The sequence below is a fragment of the Mesorhizobium sp. M4A.F.Ca.ET.020.02.1.1 genome (assembly GCF_004022645.1).
Lineage (GTDB): Bacteria > Pseudomonadota > Alphaproteobacteria > Rhizobiales > Rhizobiaceae > Mesorhizobium.
The window spans coordinates 1-1,652 of the sequence record NZ_RZOI01001018.1; the positions used below are offsets into that span (position 1 = coordinate 1).

The 1,652-nt window shown below is 66.3% G+C and carries 2 protein-coding genes; one reads left to right on the forward strand and one right to left on the reverse strand.

From position 1 onward, the window contains the following. The first annotated feature begins 27 nt into the window (after positions 1-27). Positions 28-915, forward strand: coding sequence for a LysR family transcriptional regulator (locus EN742_RS34315; RefSeq protein ID WP_126053967.1), 888 nt, complete (start codon positions 28-30; stop codon positions 913-915). Here the strand turns inward: EN742_RS34315 and EN742_RS34320 are convergent. Further along, positions 886-1,437: a GNAT family N-acetyltransferase gene (locus EN742_RS34320; protein ID WP_127407285.1), complete on the reverse strand. Its 552-nt coding sequence runs from the start codon at positions 1,435-1,437 to the stop codon at positions 886-888. The two genes, EN742_RS34315 and EN742_RS34320, sit on opposite strands and share 30 nt — an antisense overlap. Positions 1,438-1,652: the final 215 nt, after the last annotated feature.

Here is a 1,652-nt window from a genome sequence, read left to right on the forward strand (position 1 = left end):
TTTGCAGACTATGGCTATAGAATTCTAATGGCTGGAAGAGTTGCCGACGCCTTGCCTCCGCTCGACTGGTTGCGCAGCTTCGAGGCGGCGGCGCGGCTTTCGAACTTCACCGCCGCGGCGGCCGAACTCGGCCTGACGCAGGCGGCCGTCAGCCAGCACATTCGCGCCCTCGAACAGCGGCTGAAGACCAGGCTGTTCGTGCGTCTTGCCCGCGGTGTCGCGCTGTCGCCTGAGGGCGCCGCCTATCTTCCCCACATCCAGTCGGCCTTCGCCACCATCGCCAACAGCACCACGGAATTGTTCGAGCCGCGCGCCGTCCAGACCGTGGCGGTGCGGGTGCCGATCTCCTTTGCCTTGCTGGTGCTCGTGCCTGCGCTCCCCGACCTGGCGAGAGCCCTGCCGCGGATCCAGCTCGACGTGGTGACCATCCATCGTCCCGCCGACTACGACCAGCCGGGCTCGGCGCTCGATATCCGCTTCGGCAACGGAAACTTCCCCGGCCGCGAGGCCGACAGGCTGACCGTTGAGCGGCTGGTGCCGGTCGCCTCTCCGGCGCTGGCCGGCAATACGGACTGGACATCCCTGCCCTTGCTCCTGGTCGCCGGCGCGCGCGAGATGTGGGCCGAATGGTTTACCGCTGCCGGCGTGCCGGGACATACTGGACGTTCGCACCGCTTCGACAGTTTCGTTGCCGCCATGGAGGCGGCCAAGGCCGGCGCCGGCGCCCTGTTGGGCTCCAGGCCGCTGATCGATGCGGCACTTGCCGGCAAGGCGCTTGTGGCGCTTTCCGGCTTCGAGCTCTCCAGCAGCTCGGGCCATTTCCTGACCCGCGCTTCGGCCGCGGGACTGACCCAGGCCGAGCAGGATTTTCGTCTGTGGCTGCTGTCACGCCTCGCCGGAATCGACGCTCTGTAGGCTTGCGTCGATCCGTTTCCAGTAGATCAGCGTGCCAGTCAATCCGCCATGCGGCTTCAGAGCGAAGTCGGGGATTTCACCTGTCAGCGTGAAGCCGAGCTTCTCGTAGAGACCGGAGGCTCCCTCCTCGCTTGCCGTGTCCAGAACCAGCAAGGTGCGGCCGCGCTCCACGGCGATGTCTTCCGCCGCCCGCATCAGCCGGGTCGCCACGCCCTGGCCGCGACGGTCGAGGCGGGTCATCAGCTTGGCGATCTCGGCCCGGTGCGGCTGGTTGGGAGGGAAGTCGAGCAGCAAGGTGACCGTGCCGGCAAGGACCTCGCTGTCCCATGCGCCAAGCACCACCCGTTCGCCTCGCGCAGCTGCGGCAAGCGACTTCCGCCAGAAGGCCTCCGCCGCATCCTGTGCCAACGGATGCATGAAGCTCACCGAGCCGCCGCCGGCCACGGTCTCGACCAGAAGCGCGGCCAACAGTTTTTCCGTCTCGGCGGCCTCATTCAGAGTGCTGATTTTTATGGAACTCATGGTTGCGGCATATTCCCTAAACGTGAACGTCGGCGACGCGGCGAAGACCTGTGTCACGCCAGATGGCTGAACCGCCTTCGTTTCCGTGCGCTGCGGATTTCGGCAATCCGTTCGGCGTCCCCTTCTCCGAGGTGGCGGCCGCGCTCGAGGATCTCGAGCGTGTATTCCTCATAGGTCAGGCCGAGCCGCTCGGCTCTCTCCAGCCGCATCAGCAT

Coding starts and splice junctions, on each gene's coding strand:
- EN742_RS34320 (WP_127407285.1), bottom strand. CDS start 1,437: ATGAGTTCCATAAAAATCAGCACTCTGAATGAGGCCGCCGAGACGGAA.
- EN742_RS34315 (WP_126053967.1), top strand. CDS start 28: ATGGCTGGAAGAGTTGCCGACGCCTTGCCTCCGCTCGACTGGTTGCGC.